This is a genomic window from Mucilaginibacter gilvus (assembly GCF_004054195.1).
Lineage (GTDB): Bacteria > Bacteroidota > Bacteroidia > Sphingobacteriales > Sphingobacteriaceae > Mucilaginibacter > Mucilaginibacter gilvus.
This window is the reverse complement of record NZ_SBIW01000013.1, coordinates 1-302: the sequence shown is the minus strand read 5'-3', so window position 1 is coordinate 302 and position 302 is coordinate 1. Positions and strand designations below refer to the sequence as shown.

The 302-nt window shown below is 36.1% G+C and carries 1 rRNA gene; it reads right to left on the bottom strand.

Annotated features, from left to right (window positions below):
• Positions 1–66, bottom strand: a 5S ribosomal RNA gene (gene rrf, locus EPL05_RS21690); the annotation flags it as partial.
• Positions 67–302 lie beyond the last annotated feature (236 nt).

The window sequence follows — 302 nt, the reverse complement described above, 5'->3', positions numbered from 1 at the left end:
CTCTGGCGGGCTTAACTTCTCTGTTCGGAATGGGAAGAGGTGGACACCGCCGATATAGACACCTAAATATCTTCAGTTCACTGGTTCATTAGTTCAGTTGTTCATTGGTATTTGCAACGTGGCTAATGAATAGCGTACTATATTTTATATTGTTTATGTTCTTCGTTATATGCATTATGGTTACTAATGAACCAATGATACCTATGAACTAATGAACCATATAAACAATGACATATTATTGAAAGAAGTAAAAGTATCAGAGAAAACAACAGCTTTGTGTTGAGAGGCCATAGTCTTTGTTC